The 21,082-nt window shown below is 49.5% G+C and carries 14 protein-coding genes; 11 read left to right on the top strand and 3 right to left on the bottom strand.

What is annotated here, in order from left to right; genetic code table 11:
* Nucleotides 1-369: 369 nt before the first annotated feature.
* The 4 genes from D0C36_RS24710 to D0C36_RS19600 all read left to right on the top strand — a co-directional run bounded on the left by D0C36_RS24710 (nucleotide 370) and on the right by D0C36_RS19600 (nucleotide 5,609).
* Nucleotides 370-3,048: a sigma 54-interacting transcriptional regulator gene (locus D0C36_RS24710; RefSeq protein WP_199502063.1), complete on the top strand. Its 2,679-nt coding sequence runs from the start codon at nucleotides 370-372 to the stop codon at nucleotides 3,046-3,048.
* A gap of 85 nt (nucleotides 3,049-3,133) precedes the next feature.
* Entirely contained in the window at nucleotides 3,134-3,559 is a 426-nt protein-coding gene (locus tag D0C36_RS19610) for a cupin domain-containing protein (RefSeq protein WP_117393355.1), read from the top strand.
* Nucleotides 3,560-3,774: 215 nt separating this feature from the next.
* Complete coding sequence (locus D0C36_RS19605; RefSeq protein WP_117393354.1) at nucleotides 3,775-4,530, top strand: SDR family oxidoreductase; 756 nt, start codon at nucleotides 3,775-3,777, stop codon at nucleotides 4,528-4,530.
* A 404-nt stretch (nucleotides 4,531-4,934) separates the two neighbouring features.
* Nucleotides 4,935-5,609: a Crp/Fnr family transcriptional regulator gene (locus tag D0C36_RS19600; protein ID WP_117393353.1), complete on the top strand. Its 675-nt coding sequence runs from the start codon at nucleotides 4,935-4,937 to the stop codon at nucleotides 5,607-5,609.
* Nucleotides 5,610-5,790: 181 nt separating this feature from the next.
* On the opposite strand, the gene D0C36_RS19595 is transcribed toward D0C36_RS19600, so the two are convergent.
* The gene (locus tag D0C36_RS19595; RefSeq protein ID WP_117393352.1) at nucleotides 5,791-5,982 is read right to left on the bottom strand and encodes a hypothetical protein; all 192 of its coding nucleotides are present in this window, start codon (nucleotides 5,980-5,982) and stop codon (nucleotides 5,791-5,793) included.
* Between the two features lie 378 nt (nucleotides 5,983-6,360).
* Between D0C36_RS19595 and D0C36_RS19590 the strand changes: the two genes are divergently transcribed.
* From D0C36_RS19590 to D0C36_RS19580, 3 genes are all read left to right on the top strand, one after another.
* The gene (locus D0C36_RS19590; protein WP_117393351.1) at nucleotides 6,361-6,918 is read left to right on the top strand and encodes a hypothetical protein; all 558 of its coding nucleotides are present in this window, start codon (nucleotides 6,361-6,363) and stop codon (nucleotides 6,916-6,918) included.
* Nucleotides 6,919-7,086: 168 nt separating this feature from the next.
* Nucleotides 7,087-9,642, top strand: coding sequence for a DUF5686 and carboxypeptidase-like regulatory domain-containing protein (locus tag D0C36_RS19585; protein ID WP_117393350.1), 2,556 nt, complete (start codon nucleotides 7,087-7,089; stop codon nucleotides 9,640-9,642).
* Between the two features lie 5 nt (nucleotides 9,643-9,647).
* Nucleotides 9,648-10,076 carry a VOC family protein gene (locus D0C36_RS19580; protein ID WP_117393349.1) on the top strand — a complete coding sequence of 143 codons (429 nt, stop codon included), beginning with the start codon at nucleotides 9,648-9,650 and terminating at the stop codon, nucleotides 10,074-10,076.
* Between the two features lie 2 nt (nucleotides 10,077-10,078).
* Here the strand turns inward: D0C36_RS19580 and D0C36_RS19575 are convergent, their stop codons facing one another.
* Both D0C36_RS19575 and D0C36_RS19570 read right to left on the bottom strand, forming a co-directional pair.
* On the bottom strand, nucleotides 10,079-11,296 hold the full coding sequence (locus D0C36_RS19575; RefSeq protein WP_158557150.1) for a deoxyribodipyrimidine photo-lyase: 1,218 nt from the start codon (nucleotides 11,294-11,296) through the stop codon (nucleotides 10,079-10,081).
* A gap of 58 nt (nucleotides 11,297-11,354) precedes the next feature.
* Nucleotides 11,355-13,934 carry a BamA/TamA family outer membrane protein gene (locus D0C36_RS19570; protein ID WP_117393347.1) on the bottom strand — a complete coding sequence of 860 codons (2,580 nt, stop codon included), beginning with the start codon at nucleotides 13,932-13,934 and terminating at the stop codon, nucleotides 11,355-11,357.
* 312 nt (nucleotides 13,935-14,246) lie between these two features.
* Here D0C36_RS19570 and D0C36_RS19565 point away from each other — a divergent pair, with 312 nt between their 5' ends.
* From D0C36_RS19565 to D0C36_RS19550, 4 genes are all read left to right on the top strand, one after another.
* Nucleotides 14,247-15,380 (top strand): efflux RND transporter periplasmic adaptor subunit, encoded by a 1,134-nt coding sequence (locus D0C36_RS19565; RefSeq protein ID WP_117393346.1) that lies wholly within the window; start codon nucleotides 14,247-14,249, stop codon nucleotides 15,378-15,380.
* A gap of 20 nt (nucleotides 15,381-15,400) precedes the next feature.
* Nucleotides 15,401-18,598 carry an efflux RND transporter permease subunit gene (locus D0C36_RS19560; protein ID WP_117393345.1) on the top strand — a complete coding sequence of 1,066 codons (3,198 nt, stop codon included), beginning with the start codon at nucleotides 15,401-15,403 and terminating at the stop codon, nucleotides 18,596-18,598.
* A gap of 13 nt (nucleotides 18,599-18,611) precedes the next feature.
* Entirely contained in the window at nucleotides 18,612-20,024 is a 1,413-nt protein-coding gene (locus D0C36_RS19555) for an efflux transporter outer membrane subunit (RefSeq protein WP_117393344.1), read from the top strand.
* Nucleotides 20,025-20,114: 90 nt separating this feature from the next.
* The gene (locus tag D0C36_RS19550; RefSeq protein ID WP_117393343.1) at nucleotides 20,115-21,035 is read left to right on the top strand and encodes a helix-turn-helix domain-containing protein; all 921 of its coding nucleotides are present in this window, start codon (nucleotides 20,115-20,117) and stop codon (nucleotides 21,033-21,035) included.
* Nucleotides 21,036-21,082: the final 47 nt, after the last annotated feature.

Below are 21,082 nucleotides of genomic sequence, written 5' to 3'. Positions count from 1 at the left end.
GACAGATAAACTGGTTTAAACAGCTTTTTTGTCATGTCCCTGGGTTCAGAACGTTTGTTGGAAGCATTCTTACCGCATGATAAATATTCGTAAATGATGTAAACATGAACTAAAGTCGGCAATTTATTGCAGGTTTTCAAAACCTTTTCCTGAGGTTTCTCAGTGGATCGACTGTCCGTGATATTTCGCAAAAACTGGCATGATTTAAATTCCCGAAACAGACGAAATATCATCGGCCACTTTTTTCAAAACAGACGAAATACCGCCTGTTTTGTGTTATTACCCTCCTCCTACACCTTTTTGGCGTATGGCACAGCTTTGGTTTACAGCGCTTGGGCAATCAAATCATTTCACATCTTTCCTAAAACTATGACTGAATCTTTAAATATTTCCAACCCTTCAGTGAATGAGCCGGCCTCATGGCTTTCCGATACGATGGACCGCCTGGAATCGCTTTCCAGCTTCACGCGGGCACTCGCAGGAATACAATCTGCAGCAGAGTTATACCAGCTCATGAAAACACTTGTTTCGCCGGCCCTTGGTACCAAAGACTTCGCGATCTTTTCACTCCTGCCGGAAACCGGCACCCTTTACAATCTGCTTTCAGAAGAGGACGGTTTACCTGCTTCAGCAGTTTTCAGGTCCTCTGTATCACTGGTTCAAACACCGCTGGACAGAGAGAACCTCCCGGATAAAGACAGGCAATGGCCCTTTGATCTTGATGAGGTCATCGCAGCCCAGAATGCAGTTCCTTTTCTGAAGCCGGGAAACGGAGCCGACCGGCATTTGTGCCACCTTTTTGAACTGCGCAACGGCGCCGAACTGACAGGGCTCTGTATATTTATATTCAACAACACTAAAACAGGGATCTCCGGTCATACCGCATCCCTGCAGTTGCTTTTCGACCAGATCAGTCTGGCCGTGAGCAGGATCATTATCAACAAAAAAGTTCAGAAACAACAGGAGGAACGGGAATTGTTGCTGGCGGTAAGCACCTCTATCGCAAAAGTCAAGGATCACGCGCAGCTACATGAGGCACTGACCAAACGCTTAAAAAATTATTTCAGTTTCAGCCATATCGCCATCGCCATGAATGACGAAAACCGGAAAACGTTCAATCTTTTTCTTTTGGATCCGCTGTCCAAATCGAGGAATCATCCGGACTACGAACGCCTCAGATCGAAAAGCTACGAGCTGAATGACCAGTTCGTGAAGACCATCAGCACGTCACCCTATCCGGTAAGCATTGATCTCCAATCCTACACTGCAGAAGAACTGCCGCTTTATCTTCGCATAAACAGGGAAAGCGGGATCAAAATGATATGGGGGCTTGCATTCAGGACAGAAGAAAGAACGATCGGCATCCTTACCTTCTTTTTTGAAGAACCGCGGCAACTGACCGCAAACCTGATGGCACTCATGACCGGCATAGGACATCTCGCCTCTGTTGCCGTTTCAAATGTCATGGCGCTGCAGCAGGTCAACAAGCTGCTGTCATTTAAATCAACAATGCTCTCTTTCGGGATTGAACTGAGAATGACAAAAGACAAACGCGCATTGTCACGGATCATCAAAAAACAAATAGCTGAACTCCTGGAGGTAAAAGGCTTTGCCATATTATTGATCTCTGCTGACCAGGCAACCGGGGAGCTTTTCTTTTATGATCATGAGCAGCCCGTTACCGTTACCGCAGCCTTCGCTGAAATGGCTGAAAGGCCGGTACCGCTGAATTCTGATTTTTACAATGAGATCCTGAAAAGCTCTGCGCCGGTAAGATTTCCCAATGACAGCCTCAATAGCAACGTACTTGAGCAGCTGCTGAGCCTGGCAGCGGAAGATGTACTTGTAGGGACCACGATAAAGCTTGGTGATAAAATTGCGGGGATCATGGTCATGAACTGCAGCGATATGCGGATCATCAGCCGCGACCGGCAGATCTTCGACAGCTTTTGCTCTCAGATAGGTATCGTCATCACCAATATACAGGCGCACAAAGACCTGGAGGCACAGCTAAAAGAAACGGAGAAATATCGTCAGCAGCTGGAAGTCGAAAAAAAATATCTTGCAGAGGAGATCAATATTCTTCATAACACTTCAGAGATCATCGGTGAAAGCAGTTCTCTTAAAGGTGTTTACCATCTGGTATCCCAGGTAGCCAAATCAAGCAGCACGGTACTTATTTTAGGAGAGACCGGCACTGGCAAAGAGCTTTTCGCCCGCGCAATACACAATAACTCGCCGAGAAAAGACAAGGTAATGATCAAAGTGAACTGCGCGGCGATTCCTGCCAATCTGATCGAAAGTGAGCTTTTCGGTCATGAAAAAGGAAGCTTCACCGGCGCGACAGAGCGCAGGTTAGGCAAGTTCGAACTTGCCAGCGGCAGCACACTGTTCCTCGACGAGGTCGGTGAGATGCCGCTTGACCTTCAGGTAAAACTACTCCGCGCTCTTCAGGAAAAAGAAATAGAACGTGTCGGCGGCAGGACGACGATCGGCGTAGACGTCAGGATCGTTGCCGCTACCAACCGGAATCTGGAAGAAGAAATGGCTGCAGGCAGATTCCGGAGAGATCTTTACTACCGGCTGAATATTTTCCCGATTGATCTCCCGCCGCTCAGGCAGCGCCGGGACGATATTGAGATGCTCGTGAAACATTTTATAGAAAAGTACAGCAAGAGATGCGGAAAACAAATCACCGGGATCGGTCCTAAAGCCCTTGAAGATCTCAAGCGGTACGGATGGCCGGGAAATATCCGTGAGCTGGAACATATGATAGAACGAAGTATCCTGCTGGCCAGCGACAACACCATCAGGCATATTCCGCTTCCGGTGGTTAAAGATGATTCGGTAAATATTCCGGACGAGGAGGCACAGTTTGCATTAAAAACGATCGATGAGAACGAAAGGGAGCACATTCTGAATGTACTCAATTACTGCGCGGGACGGATCGCAGGCAAAGGCAATGCCGCGGATATACTCGGTGTCCCGCCTACGACACTGAACTCAAAAATGAAAAGACTGGGTATCAGGCGAGGGCATACCAGCTAACGACCGCATACAATTCTGTTTCTGCTGAAAGATCATTCAATCCTGCGGGCAATGTCGCCTGCAGAAAAACTTGATACATACATATATGAAAAAGGTAAAATTAACTTTACTGGCTGCATGCAGCCTGTTCGTGATCAGTGCAAGGGCCCAGCATAAAATGGATATGCCGGATGTAACTGCGACACCTCCTAAGGTCATTTTTTCAAAAGTGCTGAACACCGCTTCGCTGAACAACCAGGAGTTTAAACTGGTGGTCGTAAATTTTGCCCCGGGTGAAAGCTCATCAGCCCACCGTCACCCTATTCCGACTTTCGGATACGTACTTGAGGGCGAACTGGAATCGACTTTCGAAGGAAAAAAATACCGTTATAAAAAAGGGGAAGCCTTCTACGAAGAACCGAACGGCCTGCATAATGGTACGCGGAACGTCAGCAAGACCAAACCGGCAAAACTGCTTGCGATGTTTATCGGAGATAACGGAAAGCCCTTCCTGGTACCGGAGAAGAAATAACACTGAAGCCGTAAAGTCTGAGACAGGGCTTTACGGCCTTCACAGGTACTGTATATCGTCAGGCAAAGGTACATCCGCGATATGCAGTAACCTGCAGGAGACCATGTGTTACATAACATACTGATGTGCAATAATTTAACAAAATGGAACGCAACTTGAAATCGTAACCGTACCACAATGCATTCGATTGAACGAAGGCATTAAAATATCTTAATATGAAAATAGTAGTAATCGGCGGTACCGGTCTTATCGGTGCCCAGCTTGTTGACAAGCTTCAGTCACTCGGTCATGAAACATTAGCTGCATCTCCGGCGAAAGGTATTAACAGCATCACCGGAGAAGGGCTTGACGATGCATTGTCAGGCGCAGATGCTTTGATCGATGTTTCAAATTCACCCGTTTACAATGAATCGCTGACTTTCTTTGAACAATCGGGCAATAATCTTGCAGCAGCAGCAAAAAAAGCGGGGATCAGGCATTATGTGGTTTTATCTATCGTAGGTACGCCCAAACTTACGGGCAGCAACTATTTCCGCGCAAAAGAGATTCAGGAAACCATCGCTGTCCAAAGCGGCATCCCGTATACCATTGTCAGGGCTACTCAATTTTATGAGTTTATGGGGGCGCTCGCGAATATGTATGAGCAGGATGGAACTGTCCACATCACCCCGGCCATCGTTCAGCCCATAGCGTCAAGGGATGTGGCCTTTAAACTGGCGGAAGTTGTTACTGCAGCGCCGCTTAACCGTATCATCAATATAGCGGGTCCCGAACGCTACGGTTTACCGGATATCGTTGCCAGCTATCTCAGGAAAAATAACGATGACAGGAAAGTGGTTGCCGACGAGAAAGTTGGTTATGACGGTGTACCGGTCACTGACGACCGTTTGTCTCCTGAGTCAGCAGACTGGACATCTGCCCAGGCATTCTCTCCGTGGTTTGAAGAGCATTTCCAAAAAGTCGGTCAATAATAAGTGATGGCTGATGCCTGTCGTTATCAGGAAGGTCCTGGTTTTTTCATTTTTTTCTTAGTTTCCTATTCTACATGTAGAATCTTTCTGTGCCGGCAGCATCGCCTTCAGAAGCCGGGTTAACGCCCGGCTTTTCTTTTATGTGTCCATGGGACTTCGACAGATCTATATCTTTTCAGGTCACGGAACTTAAGTAAAGTCCGTTGCATTTTATGAAGAACACCGAACCGCAGGGGCTGAACACATAAAAGAGAAATTGCAGGCATCCGGATTCGATGAGATGAAGTCGTTCGGCGATATAAAGTAGAATAATCAACCAGACATAAATTTAAAATACTGATATACAATATTTTAAATCAGTGGCATTTATTTTGGCATAAGGGAACTTATAAATATCTGTGATTATGGAAGCGTCAAAAATAATTCCTGCCTTAGGCCTTGCGGCCGCAGGCTTAAGACCTGTCCCGGGCAGCAAATTTATCTGCGATCAGGATATAAAGGATGACTCATTCGGGATCCTTTGCAAGTATGTTCAGGAGCTTACCGGTATAAGGTTGTCGGAAGAGGATATATCCCTCCTTCTACAGGCTGCCAAATTCAAGACACTTCGAAAAAGACAGTACCTTCTGCAGGAAGGAGATGTCTGCAGGTACATGAATTTTGTCACGAATGGCGCCCTGAAGATGTACTCGGTCAATGAGCGGGGACACGAAGCGATCATCGTATTAAGTACAGAGAACAGCTGGATTGCAGACCGAGAGAGCATGGGCCTGCAAACATCATCGATCTACAATATCGAAGCCATTGAGAAAACCCATATCGTCCAGTTCACTCCGGGGCAGCTCGACGCGCTGGGGCAGGCAATTCCCGCTGTAGCCGAAATGACGCGTTTGCAGAACAAGCAGCTCGCGATCGCTACGCAAAAAAGGATACATGCGGCAATAAGCATGACAGCAGAAGAAAGATACCATGACCTGATCAGCTGTTATCCTGAATATATCCAGCGTTTCTCTCAGAATATGCTGGCTTCCTATCTGGGTATAAAGCCGGAAACACTCAGCAGGGTGAGGAAGCGCTGAGAATGTAAGTTTTTACTTTGGAAACTATCCTGTCTCCGGGAAGGGGCGCTGATGCGCATTTGCCGGCAAAAGAAAAAAACAATTGCGGGCATTTTTTACGGCTGTGCATGACAGCCGGTTTTCAGCGTCCTGGAGCTGTAATAATTCTTCAGAAAGATCGGGAAGCCGTTGCGGGTACCGGTCAGAATAAATTGTTCCACAGCATTTCGAACATCATTCCGGTGCCTGTACGGAAATCTCTCCTGTCTGCAGAAGCCACTGCCGCCGGCCCCTGCTGCATCATCTTTTCTTTATTCGGGTAAGCCCGCCCCTTCCTGGCATTAAGCTTAGCGTTTTTGTCCTGATCCGGAAGTACTCCTGCATTCGTTTTCATAGTCGGGATATCGATGTAAATGTGTAAATGATCTTATCGGATGACAGACAGATCGCCGGCACCCGGCCTGCAGAACGTCTGAACATAAGTGTAAAATTACGGCATCCTGAACCGGCGAACGTTGACATATGTGATCAAATGATATTGACCGCTGAAAAGCGCCGTCAATAAATTAAAATATGCAGCTGTCCCGCGCCCGGCTGACCGGTTTGAGCAGACAACGGGCAATGAACAACAGCCGGTCAAAGGGGTAAGCCGGTCAACCAAAGCTGTTGACTAATGTCAAATCTCTTTTTTGATGAATGTCATTATTACAGCCGACGCTTCCTTCCAATTTTGCAGTGTTCGAACATTTGATATTAATTAACAACAACAATTATGAAAAACATCATTAAACCCCTTCTGCTGATCGCCGTGATCGCAATGTTCTCTGTAAAAAATTCCTTTGCCCAAAGCGAAAGGGCAACTTCTTCAACTTATATCAGTATCGGTCCGGATGCCGGTATCCCGATCGGTGCAATGCACCACAGGTATGACTGGAACCTTGGCGGTTCCGTACAGGTGGACGTACCGCTCTCAGGGAAATCGTTGTATTTTGTAGGAAATGCAGGCTTTAATAATTTCTTTGCGAAAGATGGCGCTGCAAATCCACAGGACCTGCAAATGCTTCCGCTGAAAGCCGGTCTGAAATATTTTGCAGCTGGCAATTTCTACGTTCAGGGACAGGCCGGCGCCTCATTTCTCTTTAATAAGGAAAAAGGCGGTTATGATAAATCCGCGGCGTTCACGTATGCCCCCCAGGTCGGTTACCAGTTTCCTGCAGGGGCTAATTACATCGATGCCGGCATCCGCTGGGAAGGCAACTCAAAATTCAATACCGGCGGAGGCTGGAATAACTTTCTGGGTCTGAGAGTGGCTTACGGTTTCGGCCTGTAATATATAACAGACATCATAACCTTTAAAAGGCAGCGTCGCGGGATGCTGCCTTTTCATCTGAAAGAATATTGATAAATGTCAATATTCTTTTTTGTCTTTAATCAAAATTCACGCGCCGCCATACCGTGACCTTTGGTTCGCAGGCGCACTTTAATACGCCCTCCAATAATGGTCAATAAAATGTATCGTCTTAAACTATTCATATTATGCTGCCTTACTGTTCCCTTTGCGGCAGCGGGACAAACCATCACGTCGGTTCGCGGTGTTGTGCGTGATGCAGGGACCAGGGAACCGATGCCGTTCGTGACGATAACCGTGCCCGGAACGGCCTTCGGTATCAATACCGGAAAGGACGGGAGTTACACGCTCTCCCTTGAAGGTTCCGCGGGTACGGTACGGGCATCGTATCTGGGTTACGAAACACAGTCACGCGATATCATTCCTGGCAGGGACCAGCGCATCGATTTCACCATGAGCCCCGTCAGCCGGGCGCTGCAGGCTGTTGTCGTCCGGAGCGGCAGGCGCAAACGTTACACCAACCGCAACAATCCGGCTGTGGAACTGATACGGAAAGTAATTGCGCACAAAAAAGAAAACCGGATGGAAAGCTACTCCTATACCCAATATAACCAGTATGAAAAGATGTTCTTTTCGCTGAGTAATCTTTCTGAAAAGTTCGTGAACAAGCGTGTTTTTAAAAACTATAAGTTCATGTTCAAAAATCAGGATTCCACGGAGATCGGCGGTAAAAACCTGCTGCCTGTCTACATGGAAGAAAAACTGTCTGATGTTTTTTATCAGAAGGACCCTGAAAGGAGAAAGCAGGTCATTCTCGCAGAAAAGCAGGTAAAATACGACGAGAATTTTGTGGATAACCAGGGGTTGACGACCTACTTCAACCGCCTTTATCAAAACATTGATATCTACGACAACAACATATCGCTGTTAGGCAACCAGCTGCTCAGCCCGATAGCCGACGGCGCTCCCGGTTATTATAAATTTTTTATTACGGACACGCTTAAAGACCAGCAGCCTAATCTTGTAGAACTAAGCTTCACGCCAAGAAACACCACAGATATGCTGTTTGAGGGACATATCTTCATTACGCTTGACGGCCATTATGCTGTAGAGGGCGCTCAGCTCACGGTCAACAGGCATATCAATCTTAATTTTGTGCGGAGAATGGAAGCAAACCTTTCTTTCAGCAAGGGTCCGGCGAATAAATATTACCTCAGCGGCAGTAACCTGAAAATGGACTTCGGCATCAGCAAAAACAAGGGCGGCGGAATACTCGGAGAACGGGACGTCTCGGTGAGGAATTTCACAGCAAACCAGCCGAAGCCCGTGGATTTTTACCGGGGGGGCGACCTGGTCGTGAACGCGGATGCACAGGAAAAGGGCGAGGAATTCTGGGACTCCAACCGATTCGACACGCTCAGCAGTGCCCAGAAAGATATCTATAAAAACATTGACAGCCTTCAAAACCTCAGGTCGTTCCGCCGGACAATGGACCTGGTCACCCTGCTCCTGGCAGGCTACAAAAACTTCGGGTGGTTTGAGACCGGCCCCGTAAATACTTTTTACAGCTTCAACCCGGTCGAAGGGTTCCGCCTTCGTCTCGGAGGACGCACGACGACCGGCCTCAGTAAACGGTATTATTTCGAGACCTACGGCGCTTACGGGTTTAAAGATGAGCGGTTCAAATATTTCCTCAGCGGCACCTATTCCCTGAACAACAGATCGATCTACCGGTTCCCGCAGAATTATATACGGGCAAGCTACCAGCACGACACCAAGATCCCCGGACAGGAACTGCAGTTCGTACAGGAAGACAATTTTCTCCTGTCGTTCAAAAGGGGTGATAACAAACTCTGGCTCTACAATGATCTTTTCAAAGCACATTATGTTCACGAATTTGAAAACCATCTCTCCTACCGGCTGGGCTTTAAAAAATGGGATCAGTCCCCTGCGGGAGAACTGTATTTTAAAAACGAAACAGACGGTCACGAAAATCAGATCAGAACGCTTCGAACAACGGAGATATCCGCTGAACTCCGTTATGCGCCGCATGAAAAATTCTACCAGGGGAAACTTTACCGCACCCCTATCCCGGACAAATATCCTATCCTGACCCTGGATTATACGCAGGGCATAAGAGGGCTCTGGGGAGGTTCCTATAATTATTCGAATATAACAGGAAGCGTAGACAAGCGTTTTTACCTGTCCCGCCTCGGGTATACGGATGTCAGGATCGAGGGCACACAGATCTTCGGACAGGCGCCGTTCCCGCTGCTGGACATCCTCAGGGCAAACCAAAGTTATGCGTTCCAGTTCTATTCCTACAATCTCATGAACTTTCTTGAATTTGTAAGTGATCACAACGTAAGTTTATTCGTCGACCATCATTTCAATGGGTTCTTCTTCAATAAGATCCCGCTCATCAGGGAGCTGAAATGGCGGGAAGTGATCAATTTCAAGAGCGTCTGGGGTGGTCTGAGAACAGAAAATAACCCGGCCCTGCAACGCGGCCTGCTGCAGTTCCCGGAGACAGCAGGCCGCCCCGTGACCTATACCCTTGATAACGGGCCTTATATGGAAGCAAGCATTGGCGTGGCCAATATATTCAGGCTCCTCAGGGTCGATTACGTTCATCGTTTCACCTATCTGGATCATCCTGAAGTGATCAGGTCGGGCATCAGGTTTTATGTAAAATTCGAATTCTAAGGCAAGTGCCTGCAAAGATCATCACCGGACAGGGCGTAAAAATTTTGGCAACTACAAAAATGAAAAAAACAATCAGCTTACACCGGGTTTCATTCAGAGGCGAGACCGCTAAGGGCTCACCGATGGAACGTTTCGCAACAAATGTCCTGAATGCAAAAAATATACTCGAAGAACCCGGCCTCAAACTATGCCAGCTGGAAGACGGCACCTTGCTTGAATTTTACGGCACAGGTTCCTTCCCTCCTGAGAACATGTTCAAAAACGGGAATACGGTCATCAGTTTCCGGGTACCGGACCTTCAGCAGTCGGTCGCCCGTCTGCTGGAGGAAGGCGCGCGCCTGGTCGCAGACATCAAATTCCCCTGTTCAGGTTTTGCATTCTGCCATGTACAGTTAAAAGACGATCACATCATCGGCCTTTTCGAGGAACTATGAGCTTACTGAGACGGCCGGTCAAAAAGGATCTCCGGTGAGCCGGCAAACACGAACGGAATTTTCTTTGCTCTGTTTTCGTCAGCAGGGCGGTCCCAATAACCGGAATCAACAGATAAAGAATAATCAATCAGCTTCTCTTCATGTAAAGCCGCCCCCTTTTTCCAGTGTTTCCTGAGGTGCCGGATAAAATAAGATGCCGTTATTTCTCTGGAAACATGGCTCAGGTAACCTGTGGCGTTAAGCTCTTTCATAGCCGTATCCACAGATGCTTCGCCTGTCTCACCTTTCTTCCACTGCTCGAAAAGCTTCTTTTGCCGTCCCGACATCTTCACCATATCCTCATCATCGTGTTTTTTAGCCTCCAGCTGTTTTCTTTTGAAAAGAAACTTGCAGTGGTCCCTCCGGATCAGTCCGGAAACAAGCTTCCCTGCAAAACCGGTACGTTTGCCATCAGCGGAACTGCTAATGCTCCAGAACACCCTTGCCGGAGATATGCATCCGAACGTCAGCCACGGCGTAAGGTCATCCGGGCAAATATTATGATAACCGTTGCTCAGCGCTGTCTGAAGTGCCCTGAGCCTTGCAAACGCGGCTTCTTCGCCTCCGGTATAACGGCCGCCGACAGACGGATCTATAAATGAAGCAGGAACGCCCAGTTTTGAAAGCGTCGGAATTTCTCCGGGATTCAGTATCACAGGCGTTCTCAGGTCACCCATCTCGGTTACCGGAGACCGGACATTACTATCCCTGATCAGCTTTTTTTTGAATACGCAGAAATCGTCCGGGATATCCGAGATACGGAAAGGCAGGTCCTCTTTGCGGTAAAGGGTATCCGGGCTGAAATATCGCAGGGGAACCTGCATCTTCCACAACAGCTGTTCCGTTTTCTCAGAGACGAAGTTCTCATAGGGTGTCAGTTCGGTATGATGGTAAACTGCCGATACATGATATTGTTCCGCCAGACGCGATACAAGTACAGCGGGATCGCCCGTCCTGATAATAAGATCACTGCCCATCGCCCTGAACTTTGCCCGAAGGGCTGCAACGGATTCCAGCAGAAAGCGGCCGCGAAAACTTCCCGTCCGAAAAAAGCCGTGTTCATTCTTTCCAAAGTAATAGGGATCGAATATGTACACAGGCAGGATCCTTTCAGCCTTACGCATGGCCTCACAGATCACTTCGTTATCAGAGATGCGCAGGTCATTTCTGAACCAGATCATAATGGTTTTGTCATTCATGGTAAAAGATTTAATGATCAGATATTTCTATTTCCTTCGGTTAAAGCCGGAGATTAAGCGATACATAAGGGTACCATCCCTCGGACGAGTGACCGGCAAGCACCTGTACGAGCGTTAAACCGGCAGGTGCAAAATAAAGCCCTCCGCCTGCCCCGTTATGCCATTTCTCTGAGCTCTCCCCCTTTACCCAGACGCGGCCGGTGTCGCTGAATCCTATCAGCCCCAGCTCGCCGGGCATAATGTAACTGGCCACATGGAACAGCCGCAGACGCGCCTGGAAATTATTGTAGACCATATGGTCACCCGCAAACCTGTTCTGAAGATAACCAAGCAGGTTCCCCTGTCCCCCCAGAAAAAGGGACTGGTAAAATGCAGGGCTTCCGGCAGTGATACCTCCGCCGGCACGGTCGCTTAGGACCAGAGCGCCGGCATGATCAAGACGCTGGTACCAGGTCAGCTCCGGTGTGATCTGCAGGAATGAACGGCTGTAGCTGTTAAGTCCTTTATATGCGCTGATATTCAGTTCAAAATAAAATCCTTCTGAAGGCAAAAGCCGCTGGTCTCTCCGGTCGGTTTTAAAAAGCAGGGAGAGACCAAGATGAGCCTTGTCCCGGCTGAGTGTCGTACTGTCGTATCCGCGGATCCCCGAAGATGAGGAGCCGGCAAAACGCTCGGCATTTTCGGCAGGGTCCATATGATAGAATTCAAAACCGGGCCCTGCACTCAGGGATGTTGATTTACCGAGCCACCAGCGCAGAGCAGGTTCGAAACGGTAAGTGTCGTACCGTGTCCGGTAAAAGGTCCGGTAGCCGGGAAATTTCATCAGCGGCGTTTCATTACCCCTGCCGAAGAAATTCTGCGTGTTATTGGGGGCGTTCACCACGGCATCCATCATAAAATCTGCCTTACCCACGGCCTGCACCCATTCGCCGTGATAATTCACACGAAACGCCGAGGTCGCAAAGGAATGGGTGACCATCAGCTGCTGCATCGTAGCGTACGGCAGCTTTCGGAAACCGTCGTGCCGTATATACCGGAAACCTGCGCCGAGCAGAAACCCGTCATCCCTGTTCCCTGCGGCCATCGCCAGCGGCATCCATACGTTATACGGATTATTCTGGACGAAATGTGTATTGGCAGTGTCCGCTGATAAATGCGCCCGGTAGTCAGCTTTTTGCCCTGTAAGACTGAGACTGTCGGGCTGACTGTAGATCCCTACTTTCTTTACCGATGACCGAACCGCATATTCTTTATTTCCGTTCCGTCCGATCAGCTTGAGCCTGATCGGTGATCTTTTCACATTGATATCTACCCGGTCACTGCCCCCTTCCACATAGATCCTGATCTCCCCGGTGATCCTGGGATCGTAAACCATATCCAGAAGCACCGAAGTCGGAATGCCCCTGCTGTTCACGGCCTCAATTCTGACCCTCATTTTATCATCTCCGGCATCGGTTACTGCGACCCGTTCACCCTTATCGGAAAGGCGCAGATCAACGACCCTGTTGACGAACCTGAAATAGCTGTCCATCGCTCCGGGGATATGATCGCGCCGTTTCTTCAGCTTCTCATAAAGCTCGGCATGCCTGATGCGGTAGATCTCCGGCGGCAGACGTTTGAGCGCATTAAAAAGAACCGTATCATTCTCGGCGCTGACAAAATCCCGGGCCGCCTGCATCCAGTCCTGGTAAGAGAATTGAAAATCAGGATATGGCTGGATGAAACGTGTTTTGGCCAGTGAATATTTCGGCCGCGGGATATCGCCGTCAAAATCATCCAGGAGAGGATTGATCCAGGATACCGACGCTATTGAAGGTCCTATACCTTCCTGTACGTGGAGCACCTGGTCGCGGTCCCGCGGGATACCCGTATAGGTCTTTGTCTTCCCGCTGTTCCTGAGCACCCAGCGCCATTGTTCTTCATGCCTGTCCCAGTCACCGACAAGCAGGTCGAGCATTCTTGCCTTTAAAAAATTTTGCCCGTCTATCCGGTAATCATGGTCGGCAAGCACCTTTGACTGCATCTTTACCGTATTATCCGATTTTCCCTCCGGTTCCCTTTCTTCAAGCAGAACGACCATACGCTCAAACTTTCCGTTATACTCACCCAGAGCAGGGTCCTTCACGACAACCCCGATAACCGGATTGGTGTGCGCAACGCCTGCTGCTTCAGCCAGCGGAGGCATGACGAGTGCCCCGTAGGGATGCTGACTGCTCATGGCATCATCAAACCAGTCAAGTACGAAGGTCTGCCGAAGCTCTTCCGGCAATATTTTATCGGGACTTTTCTCGACACTCCGCATGACCCAGCCCTGTCCGCGGGCGTCTGTCAGCCGGAGTGAGGTGGACTGCATCCCTCCTCCTTCCTTAACCGGCGTAAGTCCTCCCGCAACCGCGGAGATCCTTATCAGCGGAAGCTTTACCGGTGTTGCCCACTCTTTCCTGTAATTGCGGCCGAACAGCCGGCGATGCAAACCGCCTGCTTTGTCATACCGCGGACGAATGCTCACTGTTATGCTGTCGGGAAAGCCGGTACTGCCTGATTGTGCACAAAGTACTTCCGGCACCGAAAGGCTGAAAACTGCTGAAAGAATAAAGATTACGGCGTATTTATAAAACATCTTGCATTGAATTAACTGATGATCGGGATTAGCGGAATCATATGGCCGGAAAGTCTGTCCTGCGTCGGGCCGACACCCGCAGGACTGTTTGCCGTCCGGTCATTCCATCAGTTCAAAATTCGCCCAATGACCATAGTTATCCGATGATAAAAGGCATGAAAATATCTTGACAAAAGTCAAGATTCGGGCATGGTCCGCTCGATGAGCCCAGGGGCATTGACTTTTATCAATAATATTTTCTGCCCTTTGTCAATAAACCGCGGCGGTTTCCGCTTTCAACTTTGTAGTCGTTTAGAAACCGATAAAGACGCTATGAAAAACATTACTTTATACTCTTTGCTGGCAATTGCCCTTGCGGGTTGCTCCCGCCCCTCTCCGCAGCAGCCCGTACCGGAAAGCTTACCGGTCAGCAGGGTCGCCTCTGGTTCAGCTGTAACCTATCAGGAATACCCCGCGACCCTGGAAGGCGCGGTCAATGTGGAGATCCGGCCCCAGATAGAAGGAATACTGGAAAAAACCTTCGTTGATGAAGGGGCTTACGTAAGAAAGGGACAGCCGTTGTTTGCGATCGACGACCGCCCGTTAAGGCAGAAGCTCGCGAGTGCGGCAGCATCAGTTCTGTCCATGGAGGGAAACCTGAACAATGCCAGGTTAGAGGTCGAAAAGCTCATACCCCTTGTTCAGAACAAAGTGGTTGCGGATTACCAGCTCAAAGCAGCAAAAGCGGTCATGCAGACCGCTGAAGGAAATCTCGCACAGGCCCGGGCGCAGCTGGGATCCGCACGTATCGATCTGGGCTATACGGTCATTAAAGCACCGGCACCGGGATACATAGGGAGATTACCAAAAAAACAGGGAAGCATCATATCCCCTGCCGATGTTACTGCGCTGACCCTGCTTTCAGATACCCGCTTTGTACGTGCTTATTTTTCTTTGGGGGAAGAGGATTTCGTGAATTTCAAGGAACAATATCCGGGGAATGGCGTAAGGGATAAACTGCAGCACCTCGCTCCCGTTAAGCTGTTGCTCGCAAATAAAACAGTTTACGGCATTCCGGGCAGGGTAGATATGGTTGACGGACAATTCGATCCGCGCACGGCCGCGATCACACTGCGTGCGACCTTCAGTAACGAGCAGGGGCTGCTGAAGACCGGGAATACGGGTAAGGTAAAAATGGCCCTCGTGCATGCGGATGTTATACAGGTCCCCGCTTCCGCGACAGTCGACCTCCAGGACAAAATATTTGTTTACGTCGTCGGCAGCGATCATAAAGTTAGGCGAAAATTCATCAGCGTCACCGGTAAGAACGGTGACAAATATCTTGTCGGCGGGGGCCTGACCCCGGGGGAACTTATCGTCCTCAGCGGCTTCGACAGGTTGCAGGACGGTGCGCTCATTAAACCCGTAGAAACAAAATTACAGCCGGAGGCGATCGCCCGGAACTGATCACAACAAACCTGATAGTTATGTTTAAAAAATTCATAGAAAGGCCTGTCCTCTCCACGGTGATATCTGTTATTCTGGTGATCCTCGGAGTACTTGGTCTGTTTAAACTGCCGCTGCAGCAGTTCCCTGATATCGCACCGCCTGCGGTGCTTGTATCGGCAGTATATCCCGGAGCAAACGCAGAAACTATCCTGAGGTCCGTGGCGCCTTCTCTCGAAGAGGCGATCAACGGTGTCGAAGGAATGACCTACATGAGCTCCACGGCAAGCAATGACGGAACATTATCGGTAACCGTTTATTTTGACCAGGGTGTTGACCCTGACCAGGCACAGATCAATGTGCAGAACCGGGTAAGTACGGCGCAAAGCCAGCTCCCCGCAGAAGTACTCCAGCAGGGTATCACCACGATCAAGCAACGCAACGGCTTTGTATCGGCGATCGGGATCTATTCTACCGATCCGAAGCGCTATGACCAGGCATTCCTGACCAACTATGCACAGATCAATATCATTCCGGAAATAAAGAGGATCCGCGGTATCGCTTCGGTGGTTGTCTTCGGCGGCGTCAGCGATTATGCGATGCGTATCTGGCTTAATCCGGGACAAATGGCTGCTTATCATATTACGCCGGGGGACGTACAGGCGGCCATACAGGATAAAAATCTTGAAGCTGCACCGGGTAAATTCGGGGAAAGAAGTGATGAGTCCTTTGAATTTGTGATCAAGTACCAGGGAAAGTTCATTACCCCGGAGGAATACGGCAATATTCCACTGAGAACAAATCCGGACGGATCAGTTCTCAGGTTAAAGAACGTGGCCCGCCTGGAACTTGGCGCATATTCATATACGAGCACCTCACATGCAAACGGCAGCCTGGCGATGGGATTCGGCATCATTCAGCTTGCCGGCTCGAACTCGAACGATATACAGATCGCCCTCGACAGGCTTATGCAGAAAGCATCAAAGAATTTCCCGCAGGGTATTCACTATAATAATTTTTACCGGACCAAAACCTCACTTGATGAATCGATCAGTCAGGTGCAACATACGCTTATCGAGGCCTTTGTGCTGGTGTTCATCGTCGTGTTCGTCTTCCTTCAGGACCTTCGGTCAACACTGATCCCCGCGATCGCCGTCCCTGTAGCAATTCTGGGCACATTCTTCTTTCTGAACCTGTTCGGCTTGTCCATCAACCTGCTCACGCTCTTCGCGCTCGTTCTCGCCATCGGTATCGTTGTGGACGATGCTATCGTCGTGGTAGAAGCGGTCCATTCCAAGATGGAGGAGGAACATCTGGATGCAGGTTCCGCTACGGTGTCGGCTATGCATGAAATATCAGGCGCTATTATTTCGATCACACTGGTCATGGCAGCGGTATTTCTGCCCGTAGGCTTTATGACCGGTTCAACAGGTATATTTTACAGACAGTTCGCTTTCACGATGGCCATTGCGATAGTGATATCCGCCGTCAATGCCCTGACCCTCAGCCCTGCGCTGGCTGCCCTCTTTCTGAAAAGCGGACATGAACACAACGGTGGCCCGGAGAAACAGGGATTCGTTGCAAAATTCAACCGGGGCTTCAACAGAAGCTTTCAATCGCTTACTGAAAGGTATACCGGAGGACTGCGCTACCTGACCGCCCACAAAGGGGTCGCGATGGCCGGACTCATCCTGATCACGGCTTTCACCGTATACCTTGTCAGGACAACCAGAACCGGCTTTATCCCTACCGAGGACCAGGGCTTTATTGCGATCTCCGTATCCACGCCCTCGGGCACCTCGCTTTCAAGAACAGCCAAGGTGATCGGCGAAGCGGAAGCAAAACTTCGTGCACTGCCTGCTTCAAGGTTCGTGTTCTCCGTATCGGGGCTGAACCTGCTGACCAATTCAAGCAGCCCCTCCGCCGGTGTGGTGTTCGTCCTGCTGAATGATGATAAGGAACGGGGTCCGGTGAAAGACATCGATGCCATACAGGAAAGTATCCGCGGGCAGCTGTCCGGTATCCCCGGGGGCAGTTTTTTTGTTTTCGAATTTCCTACCGTACCGGGGTTCAGTAACGTAGAGGCACTGGACTTTGTACTGCAGGATAAATCCGGAGGCAAACTGGATCGTTTCAGCGCCGTTTCCGGCAAATTTATAGCAAAGCTGATGCAGAAACCAGCAGTGGCCTATGCCTTCACCACGTTCCGTGCGGACTACCCGCAGTTCAAGCTCGAAGTAGATGATGACAAAGCGGGTCAGCTTGGCGTCAGCAAACGCGACATCCTGCAGACCATGCAATCCTATTTCGGCAGCTCACAGGCTTCGGACTTCAACCGTTTCGGTAAGTATTACCGGGTGATACTTCAGGCCGACATCGCTGACAAAGCAGACCCGGCGGCGATCGACAAAGTTTACGTTAACAGCAATACGGGGGCATCTGTACCTATAAAAACGCTGGTCAGGCTGTCCCGGGTTTACGGGTCAGAGACCGTTTCCCGGTTCAATCTGTTCAATTCCATACAGGTCAACGCCATCCCCAAACCCGGCTTCAGTACCGGCGATGCGATCAGGGCCGTGGAAGAAACTGCAAAGGAAGAGCTGCCGAACGGCTTCGACTATCAGTTCCAGGGCCAGACCCGCGAGGAAATATCTTCCGGCGGACAATCGGCTGTGGTCTTCATACTCTGCCTTGTATTCGTATACTTCCTGCTTTCTGCACAGTATGAGAGCTATATCCTGCCGTTCGCCGTCATGCTCAGTATCCCGGCCGGTATCTTCGGCGTGTTCGCTGCGATCAGGCTGACCGGCATTGAAAATAATATCTATGTACAGGTCGCACTCATCATGCTCATCGGCCTGCTGGCAAAGAATGCGATACTTATCGTTGAATTCGCATTACAAAGGCGTAAGAAAGGAGATTCTCTAGTTGATGCAGCGCTGGACGGTGCCCGTTCACGTCTGCGCCCGATCATCATGACCTCTCTGGCCTTCATTACGGGAATGATACCTATGATGACCGCCAAAGGCCCTTCTGCAAAGGGAAATCATTCTATCAGCATCGGCGCGGCCGGCGGAATGTTATCCGGTGTCGTACTTGGTGTACTGATCATTCCGGTACTTTTCGTCATTTTCCAGCATTTGCAGGAAAAGGCAGGCAAACGGCCCGCGGCGGGAAAAGATCCGGAGATGAATTTTGAAAATCCGTCCATGGATGACCTGTTAAAACCCAGCAATTAAAGAAATCCGGATCATGAAAACACGCTATTTAAAAATCATCCTCCCCGTCCTGCTGGCAGCCATGCAAAGCTGCCGTGTATCACAGGATGTGAAATTACCGGATATGCATCTGCCGGAAAGTTACCGGACGGCATCGGAAGGAGATACAACTGTAATTGCAAAACTGCCATGGAGGTCTTTTTTTTCTGACCCGGAACTTCAGTCACTGATAGACAGCGCCGTCAGCAGGAACTACGATCTCGGGCTCGCACTTAAAAATCTCGAGATAGCCAGACTGAATTTCATTCAGTCAAAACAGGGAAATCTGCCTGAGGCCGGACTGGCGATTTCTGCTTCTTCTAACCGGCCTTCAAACAACAGCCTCAACGGCTTAACATATGGTCAGTTCCTCGGGACGAAACATGTTGAAGACTATACAGCAGCAGTCGATATATCCTGGGAAGCAGATATCTGGGGCAAGATCCGAAGCAGGAAAGAAGCCTCGCTCGCCGATTACCTTCAAAGCGAAGAAGCCAGAAAAACGCTGCAGACAAAGATCGTATCAATGGTATCCCAAAACTACTACCAGCTGCTGATGCTGGATACGCAGCTGGAGATCGCCCGCAAAAACCTGGCTTTAAGCGACAATACGCTGAAGATGATCAGGCTGCAATATGATGCGGGCCAGGTAACGGCAATGGCGATACAACAGGCTGAGGCACAGCGCCTGACCGCTGCAGCGCTGATACCGCGGTTTGAACAGGAGATCAGTATCACTGAAAATTCACTCAGCGTACTTTGCGGAAAGCTTCCTGAAGCGATCAGCCGGCAGCAGACCCTCGATAAAGTTAACAGGCAGGAAAACCTGTCCGCAGGGGTACCACTGGAATTGCTGAGTATCCGTCCGGATGTACGTGCGGCAGAGATCGGGGTTGACAGGGCAAATGCGGAAGTCGGTTACAGTAAAGCACGTATGTATCCCAGCCTGACCATTACTGCCGAAGGCGGTTTGAATGCTTTCAGGGCAAGTAACTGGTTCCGCCTCCCTGCTTCCCTTTTCGGTGCAGTCGCGGGCGGGATCACGCAGCCGGTATTTCAGCGCAAAGCCCTGAGGACACGGTATGAAATATCCAAAGCTGAAAGAGAAAAATCGATCATTCAGTTCCGTCAGCAGGTGTTGACCGCTGTACAGGAAGTATCTGATGCACTGATCCGTATCCGCAAGCTGGACAGGCAGCAGGACGTTTTACGGGAGAAAGTCACATCACTCCGCCTGGCCACCGCAAACGCAAACCTCCTGTTTAAAAATGGCAAAGCAACTTATCTGGAAGTGATCATCGCCCAGAGCGGCGTTCTTCAAAGCGAACTGGACCTCGCCGGAATAGAAAAAGCCGGGCTCGACGCGAGGATCGACCTTTACCGTTCTGTCGGTGGCGGATGGCATTAAAACAGCTTCCTGTGTACGGTTACATCGTGACGCTGTTCATACAGGTAAACACCGTTTTAAAAAAAGCTTAAAAACGTTTAATTTGTAACAATGACCAAACCTCCGCGGATATCGGATATAAGAACTACCGTAAACTCCCATATCACTTTTGAGAACAGGGCTGAAGGATTCGGAATGAACAGCTTCGACATCACGAATTCTATCGAAGATTTCGTTGTGCTGAGCAATGACGGTGCCGTAAAAACAGGGCCTCCGCTAAAGACCGACTTTTTTATTCTCATATTATGCCTTCAGGGCGAGTCGCAGAAAACACTGGGGCCTTTCAGCCTGGATGTCAGGCCGCGGACCATACATCTGGTGTCACCACGCTATATCAGTTCCTACCGGGACAAAACGGATGACCTTAAGCTCTACATGCTGCTTTTTAAACCGGAATTCCTCACTGAATCTTTTATCAAGAAAGAACTGATCGAACAGCTGCTTGATACCGGGCCCGATCAGCCGCCCATATTTGAACTCGATGAGGATAGTTTCCGGCAATTCAGATCTCTTTTTGAGCAGATAGACCGGGAAGTGAAACAGAAAAAAAACTTCAGCAGGCAGGTCATCAGACTCCTGCTCATACAGATCCTGTTTGAAATGAACAGGGCTTGTGAGACATGCAGCTCAAACACGTTGAGACAGACAAGCCGGCAGCATGCCATTGTCTTTAATTTCAGAAAACACGTGGATGAGCATTTCCTTGAAAAACGGACTGTCCGTGAATATGCAGACCTGATCAGTATCTCCCCTAAATATCTGCTTGAGGTGGTTAAAAATGAGACCGGACAGACCGCACTTCAGATCATACACAACAGGCTTTATCTTGAAGCGCAGTACCTGCTGAACCTTTCCGGCAAAAGCATTAAAGAGGTCGCTATGGAACTGGGGTTTGCGACCAGTTCTCATTTCAGCAGATTTTTCAGGCAGATGAGCAGCAGGTCCCCTCTGGAATACCAGCAGCAACGGTAAAATTGGTTCTATTTACCGAAAAACCGGAACGTTCTCCGCGTGGCTAT

It is taken from the genome of Mucilaginibacter conchicola, assembly GCF_003432115.1.
Lineage (GTDB): Bacteria > Bacteroidota > Bacteroidia > Sphingobacteriales > Sphingobacteriaceae > Mucilaginibacter > Mucilaginibacter conchicola.
This window is presented reverse-complemented; position numbering and strand designations above follow the sequence as displayed.

Excerpts from the sequence above, each read along its gene's own strand:
- D0C36_RS19610 (WP_117393355.1), top strand. The coding sequence starts at position 3,134 with ATGAAAAAGGTAAAATTAACTTTACTGGCTGCATGCAGCCTGTTCGTG.
- D0C36_RS19585 (WP_117393350.1), top strand. The coding sequence starts at position 7,087 with ATGGTCAATAAAATGTATCGTCTTAAACTATTCATATTATGCTGCCTT.
- D0C36_RS19600 (WP_117393353.1), top strand. The coding sequence starts at position 4,935 with ATGGAAGCGTCAAAAATAATTCCTGCCTTAGGCCTTGCGGCCGCAGGC.
- D0C36_RS19605 (WP_117393354.1), top strand. The coding sequence starts at position 3,775 with ATGAAAATAGTAGTAATCGGCGGTACCGGTCTTATCGGTGCCCAGCTT.
- D0C36_RS19595 (WP_117393352.1), bottom strand. The coding sequence starts at position 5,982 with ATGAAAACGAATGCAGGAGTACTTCCGGATCAGGACAAAAACGCTAAG.
- D0C36_RS24710 (WP_199502063.1), top strand. The coding sequence starts at position 370 with ATGACTGAATCTTTAAATATTTCCAACCCTTCAGTGAATGAGCCGGCC.
- D0C36_RS19590 (WP_117393351.1), top strand. The coding sequence starts at position 6,361 with ATGAAAAACATCATTAAACCCCTTCTGCTGATCGCCGTGATCGCAATG.
- D0C36_RS19555 (WP_117393344.1), top strand. The coding sequence starts at position 18,612 with ATGAAAACACGCTATTTAAAAATCATCCTCCCCGTCCTGCTGGCAGCC.
- D0C36_RS19565 (WP_117393346.1), top strand. The coding sequence starts at position 14,247 with ATGAAAAACATTACTTTATACTCTTTGCTGGCAATTGCCCTTGCGGGT.
- D0C36_RS19570 (WP_117393347.1), bottom strand. The coding sequence starts at position 13,934 with ATGTTTTATAAATACGCCGTAATCTTTATTCTTTCAGCAGTTTTCAGC.
- D0C36_RS19550 (WP_117393343.1), top strand. The coding sequence starts at position 20,115 with ATGACCAAACCTCCGCGGATATCGGATATAAGAACTACCGTAAACTCC.
- D0C36_RS19575 (WP_158557150.1), bottom strand. The coding sequence starts at position 11,296 with ATGATCTGGTTCAGAAATGACCTGCGCATCTCTGATAACGAAGTGATC.
- D0C36_RS19560 (WP_117393345.1), top strand. The coding sequence starts at position 15,401 with ATGTTTAAAAAATTCATAGAAAGGCCTGTCCTCTCCACGGTGATATCT.